The sequence below is a fragment of the Pseudoxanthomonas sp. X-1 genome (assembly GCF_020042665.1).
GTDB lineage: Bacteria > Pseudomonadota > Gammaproteobacteria > Xanthomonadales > Xanthomonadaceae > Pseudoxanthomonas_A > Pseudoxanthomonas_A spadix_A.
Genome location: NZ_CP083376.1, coordinates 4,510,622 through 4,517,037 on the forward strand (window position 1 = coordinate 4,510,622; position 6,416 = coordinate 4,517,037).

Sequence of the window (6,416 nt, forward strand, 5' to 3'; positions counted from 1 at the left end):
CTTCCTTTTCCTGAGGTCCACCGCATGGAGCGAGCGCCATGGCGCCTGACCGTCCCGGACGACGCCGGTGGAGCGTGTCCGGCTTCCATGCGAGGACCACAGCGTACCCCTGATCCGGTCGGCTGAGCCCGCGTTTGGGGGGGGCCAGCCTTTCACATCACTTGGTTTCGACGCGGCGGTACTGATCGCTGCCGGTGTTGAGGTGGCCGTTGGCCTCGTCGATGGCGAAGGTGACCGTTTCGCCGTCGTTGTTCACCTGCAGCGCGCCGTCTTTATAGATGGCCGGGTAGCTGTCGGTCTGGGGTTTGCGGCTGAAGAACTTCGGCGTGGTGCTGCGGACCATGAAGGCCTCGCCGCTGCGCTCGATGTCCATCGTCTCGTCCTGCGTCTGCACGTTGACCCAGTGGCCCACGAACTTCTCGCCCTCCACCCTGGCGCAGCCGGACACCAGCAACGCCGTGGCCAGTGCGGCACCCATCCACTTCATCATCGTGTGTACTCCGTCAGTTGAGCTGGCGGCGAGGATGCGGGGTGGGGGATGTAGGTGAGGTCAATGGCGCAGATTGTGGGCGGCAGAGGCGGGTCTGTCTTGCGAAGAAACTGAACTCTGACCCCTGTCTTCGATGCGCCTTTTCTGTTGCTCGCCACGGGCCTTCTCACTAGCGACTAACGTCCGCGATGAGTCCACTGGCTAAGCCGGTCCGGCTTGACTGAGTTGTTAGGTGCGAGCAATCGCCTGAGCTATAGCTTGGCAAAGGATTGACGCAGCCGCGAGTACAGCACCTATGGAGTTCCACCTGGATTGAGCTGCCAAGGTCTCCCGAACCTCCCAACCGTCAAAAGTTACACCGGAGAGGTCAGGGGCGTTGCCGCTTTTATCAGCAGCGCGACGGCGCCGTAATAATGCTTCTTCACGCGAAACCTTTACGCGAGCCGCGTAGAGCCACGCCCCAGCCGACGCCAACGCGAATCCAATTGCTATGACTGTAAGAACATTCATGAGCTTGATCTCACGCCTAACGTCTGAAGCGTTAGTTCTCTGGCCCGAGCAACTCGCTGGACGAACCTCTCAGCTGACCCCACGGGATTTCCGATTTCGCACGCACAACCAACTGAAGAAAGTTCAGCGTTCTGTCGTCTTTACTTAGCAGCAATTCACTCCTCTGACGATCCCACGTGCCTCGACGGCATACAAGTAGTTCAAGAAACACTTGCCAGAAGGCAATTCCTCCAACGAATTTCCCGTTTACATGGGGCACGGGATCGGTCGGATTCTTCCATGTGCCACCGGTAGTGAGAAGTGAGCTCGCGGGAATAACAGTGGCGCCTAGCGCGGATGGGAGACCATGTTTGCTTTTCCTGCAGAAATGCTGCTCGTACGTTCCATATCTATAGAGCGAGCCATCTAGGTGCTGCGAAGGAACATACACGAGTAGAAAAGCAAGATCGCCGCAAGTTGCTCTCGCCTTAGACAGTTGGTCTTCAAGCTTTGCAAACCCGGTCGCGGTGGCGCAGCGCAGCTTTCCCGTTTGAGGGTCCAGAACCTTTGCCTGAAAAAGACAATCCTTGATCCCCTCAGGTGATTGGATAACAAGTCGAAGATCTGCCCCGTTCTGTGACTCTTCGTTCGGTGTTGATTTCTGGAGCTTGATCTGGATGGCAGGTGAAGCTCTAGGATGGCTCTTCAACCAGATGCACAGCATGTCGCAGAGTTCGTCGGTTAGAGTTCTTTCGTCGCTACCAAATGATTCAAGCTTAGCCGCGATGTGAGCACCAATCGACTGACCACAGGCTTTAACACCATGGAGATCTGTAGTCGCAGTGAAGCTGAAGTTCGTGGGCATCGAAGTTCTCCCCTGAGACCTAGTGTCTGAATTAAGTCGACTCGCTAATCGGGTCCGGTTTGAATGAATTACTGAGCCTTGGTCGGCTGGCCTCCGGCCTTTTTCTTTGTAGCCCGATCGTTCTTGCGCTTCTGGAACTGGTCGAACTTCTGCGCGAGCAAGAAGACATAGTCAATGATGGCATACGTGAACGTCATGACGTCGTTGGCATCTTGGGCACCAATTTCTGTGTCTGTTGCGTGCGCGGCATTGTTGCGTTGATCTCTAAGTTCCTCGCTCCATTGATACAGCCGCGAGTCAATGACTCCCCTGTCACGAAGCTCCTTGAGCCCACCCCCCAAATAACTGTCCTTCGTGTTGTAGTGACGGCATATGGCCTCAAGAGAACGGCCACACATCGCAGTGGCAGCGAGATACGCGCCAGATTGCATACATTTCTCGGCTTCATCAATTGAGTTGCGCACGATAGGTGGAATGTCTGAACCCAAGGCGCGCTTGGGACGCGGGTGAACTCTGACTGGGCGAGACCAAACGGTCTTGCTATCCACAAAATCCTCCTGAGACTCAGCAACGATGGCCGAGTCGCAGGACGGACACTTGAGGAAAAAAGTCTTTGTCGCGAATAACTCGAGGTCGTTGTGCTCACACAGCAACTCAGCGTCAACTTTTGCTGCGCAGATATGACAATCAATTAGCACCCGTGACCTCCTTAAACCCTGATACCTGAGTTGGGCCGAGTCGCGGGGCGGCACCGGCTTGAATGAATTGCTAGTTGCCGCGGCTACACCAGCTGATCAATCGGATGGAGAATGGAGTCAGAGTTTCCTTATCCAAAACTGCACTGTAACCCCTGTTTTCAAATCCCCGTTCTCACTTCCTACAGATCAACCTCAAGGTCTATGTCGTCAACGCAAGTCTGTGCTTGCGAATGATTGCCATATGTCCGCCACTCACCTGGCTTCGAAGCGACGTTAGTAAGCCCTTCGAGCGGAATACAACGCCAGTTCTTCGCAGTGTCTTCCGTGATGGGGCCTGTGCTTGTGTATCCGCCGAATTGATAGAAAAGAGCTTGCTCACGTCCATTCTTACGCCCAATCACGTGGGGACACATTTCTCGGTAGTGGCCCTGATAATTTGCATAGATTATCTGCTTGGTTGCGATTGCGTTACGAACGATGTCATACACACTAGCCATAATTTTGCCCTCCGGTGGCGTGGAACAAAAAAGCAACAAATTACCTGGTGAATGGAAGTTGGCCTGATTTCGTTTTCGTCACTCTCATCGGCGTCCGTTTTGGGAGCCGTAAATGCCGAGCTATATATTCGCTATTTTAGAGCTCTCACGTTCTTATATAACCGCCTAAGTCTTTCGTCTGACATATCTACGATAGGCTCGTACATGAAGGAGTTGAGGTGAATGCTCTCAGGCGTAATCAAGATGACTTGTCTCAACAGTTTATGCAGCTCATAGTCTTCTGGATATTTGTCACGAATCGCATCACTCAAGCGCGCCGTTTGATTTCCACTTTTAGTAACCTCTTCAACCAGTGCTGCATCATTGAGTTTGCCAATCATGATCTTCTCTGCGGCAAGTCGGATTGCAATAGAGAGGACAATCTTGTTCTCGAAGTTCACGCCTTCCGGCAAGGTTAGGCAGTGGTCAGCAACTTCGAACACGAACTCAATAAAATTCTTATTTGGCTCTGAGTGTGCTCCTTTGTTGTTCAAGACGAGATTGAACTGTTGATCCAAGTCGCCGACTGTCAGGTCAGTCGTCTCAGGCTTGACGTGAAGCATCCTAGTTAGGATCTTGTACGCGTCAGAGCCGGTTCCTTGTGTGTACTCGGCGATATTACGTACAAACGGTATAGTCGCGATTTTGATTACTTTATTATCGTAGAAGTGCTTCTTCCAGTGTTCGAACACATTGGTTCTTACGCCGTAAGGTGCCTCCAGCGAAAGCCCCTCCTTGCTTTTCACGGCCATAAAGCAGTTCTTCCGTCCGATGTATCGTGAACATGCAGTGCGAAAGAAGTCGAAGTTGTGAGTCAAGACGATCTGTCGGAAGTGGCTATGCTCTGCTGCATCTCGCAAGTACTCAATAATCGCGTACTTGTTTTTGTAGTCAAATGAATCAGCAATATCATCAATGATAAAAAGTGCTTCCTCTCCCGACTTCATCCTGGCATTCATATCAAACATCACGTTCAATATGTAGAACGCCTTCGCCTCTCCCGTGCTAAGGGCAGACATGAGCTGCATTTCTTCGACAACGGCCTCCTCGTCTCCATCGACGAAGGTGAAGCCAAGCGTTGGCGCTTCCTTGCCCAGGATTGCTAACACAAGATTCTTAACCTCTAAACGGAACGGCACTGTAAAGCGATCATTGAAGGTTGCGATCACATCTTGCCAGTGCGTTCTTTCTTTTGAGGCCGCCTCTTCAATTTGCTCTTTTCTCTCATTAGTTTTATTCACGAGATTTAGCAGTGCCTCAACCTGATCGAAGCACTTCTTCAGATAGGACTTGATGACTTCCTCTCGAAATTCATCTATGTTCGCTAGATGAGGGAGAACATTTTCATGCGCCGATAAATACTCCTGAAGATCTCTCAGATCTTGGTTTTTGTTGAAGCTCTTCTCAATCTCGGCGTACTTCTTCTGCAAATCCGGATCGCCTGAAATGGCGTTTCGCTCAGATTGAATGATTTCCTCCAGCTGCTTCACATCGTTTATTTCGATAACCGCCGCATCCCCGTTCAAGCGGATCGTATGCTTAGCGTTGAAAAAACCATTGTCGGCAAGATTCTTGGCGATGGTAGAAGCATTGTAGTAGTTGAAAACACCACGCTTGAAGTACTTAGACTTGTCAATAAGAGTGTTGTAGCTCTTTACGTAAGCTTCGATAGCTTGCTTGAAGTCTTTCGTCGCGAGCAATGTGAGCGTTCTCTGATCGAATATCTTGCTATACTCAATTTCGGCGAAAGGAGCACCTTCCTGATTGGCGACTTCGTCCTTGATACGCGCAAGCGCCTTCAGGAACTGATTGTCAGATCTTGTAAATGCGTTTGACACTTCTCGCTCGATCGCCTTCGAACCAGACAAGCGCTTCAGCGTCGTTATTAGCGATTCGGTTGACTGTTGAACTTCCTGAAGGAGCTTTTCGTACTCAAGCCGGAGGTCACTGTTGACGAGCAAGAGCGAGGTTCGTTCGCTTGGAACCACTTCCTCATAGCTCTTGAGCACTACCAAAGCGGATGAAGTGATATCAACGCCCAACTCATCCGTAACCTCTCTCTTTGTCACGCGCTCGGGAAAGATACGGTCAATGGTCATACTATTCGTAGCGATGTCTTTGAATGTCTCGGCTAAGGACGATTTCATGGCACCGTTGGGTGCATAGATCGCTACGGCGCGCGTTTCCGAAAAGTCGAATGTCGCCTGTAGCTTCTTGATGCCGTAGCAATTCTCTAGGTCAACCGATAGCTGTTCCATTTGCTCCCCCTCTTCGTGTCCAGTTCGCGTCTTTGCCTTGCGCTTGCAACTCGTTGGCCGCTGCAATTGTCTGTACTTGAGTCTCACCAACCGCGACCGGCATAGCCCATGGCTCCAGGTAGCCGGGCAATCGGCTAGCGTGGGCGGGTTCGATTAACCGGGCTCTCGGCAGTTCGGGAACTGACTGCAACCCCAGAACACCTTCCCCGTCCTCCGGTTTGTCCGCTGTACCAACGCGCTGCTGCAGCGGGGGACAAGCTGTAGTAGCGACGGGCGCGACCACAGTTTCCACCCGCGGCAGCACTAGTTCGACGCGGGCCTGTTGAGGCATGTATGCAGACGTGGCCTTGCGCTGTTCTGCGTGGATCATCTGCAGAAGCCGAGCCCCGCTCATCAGCTCAATCGGCTTGCCGTGGGCGAAGCGCACAGCGTCTTTGGTGTACGCGCCGATGCAGACGATCTTCACAGCGTGGGCGTGGTGATGGGCGAGCAGGCCGGCCATTCCGCGCACGACGCTGACGCCGATTTGCTGGCGCTTCCATTGCTTGCATTGCACCAGCGTGCGACGGCCTTGCTTGCGCAGGATCAGGTCGATACCGCCGTCGGCGCCGCCCAAGCCGGTTTCCTCAACCATATAACCTTGGCGGCGGAAGGCTTCGCCTACCAGCAGTTCGAATTGGCGCCAGCCGCCTTGGCTGAGGCTTTCCAGATCGGTGCGGGTGTCGAGTAGCTTGCGGCGATGGCGGCTGCGGGCGAAGGACGCCACCGCGCCGATCCAGCAGACGGCCAGCACCATCCACGCCAGCGGTGCGAGCATGGCCCCGATGCCTTGATTGAAACCTTGTGCCAGCGGTCCGCCCTGATGGCTTATCCAGCCGGCGACGCCGTAGCGGACCAGGAGAAATCCGATCAGCCCGGTGGCAACTCCCACCGGCCACGGCATCCCGGCGACCACGTCGATGCCGTTCTGCTTGCGTCTGCGTCCCATGCAAGACCCCCATCCCTGCTCGCACCATAGCCCGCGGCGGCGCGCTTGTCTGCGGTGAGTAGTGCTGTCGGGGGTGAGTATTCGTCGCGCGT

The 6,416-nt window shown here is 53.5% G+C and carries 4 protein-coding genes and 1 pseudogene; all 5 read right to left on the reverse strand.

Annotated features, from left to right (window positions below; all coding sequences use genetic code 11):
* Positions 1-157: 157 nt before the first annotated feature.
* Positions 158-490 carry a hypothetical protein gene (locus tag LAJ50_RS20185; protein WP_138655170.1) on the reverse strand — a complete coding sequence of 111 codons (333 nt, stop codon included), beginning with the start codon at positions 488-490 and terminating at the stop codon, positions 158-160.
* Positions 491-1,031: 541 nt separating this feature from the next.
* Positions 1,032-1,844, reverse strand: coding sequence for a hypothetical protein (locus LAJ50_RS20190; RefSeq protein WP_138655168.1), 813 nt, complete (start codon positions 1,842-1,844; stop codon positions 1,032-1,034).
* A 68-nt stretch (positions 1,845-1,912) separates the two neighbouring features.
* Positions 1,913-2,392 carry a DUF4145 domain-containing protein gene (locus tag LAJ50_RS20195; RefSeq protein WP_138655166.1) on the reverse strand — a complete coding sequence of 160 codons (480 nt, stop codon included), beginning with the start codon at positions 2,390-2,392 and terminating at the stop codon, positions 1,913-1,915.
* 778 nt (positions 2,393-3,170) lie between these two features.
* On the reverse strand, positions 3,171-5,423 hold the full coding sequence (locus LAJ50_RS20200) for a phage infection protein (RefSeq protein ID WP_224096411.1): 2,253 nt from the start codon (positions 5,421-5,423) through the stop codon (positions 3,171-3,173).
* A gap of 66 nt (positions 5,424-5,489) precedes the next feature.
* Positions 5,490-6,324, reverse strand: a pseudogene (locus LAJ50_RS20205) (restriction endonuclease).
* Between the last annotated feature and the right edge of the window lie 92 nt (positions 6,325-6,416).

Coding starts and splice junctions, on each gene's coding strand:
- LAJ50_RS20185 (WP_138655170.1), bottom strand. CDS start 490: ATGATGAAGTGGATGGGTGCCGCACTGGCCACGGCGTTGCTGGTGTCC.
- LAJ50_RS20190 (WP_138655168.1), bottom strand. CDS start 1,844: ATGCCCACGAACTTCAGCTTCACTGCGACTACAGATCTCCATGGTGTT.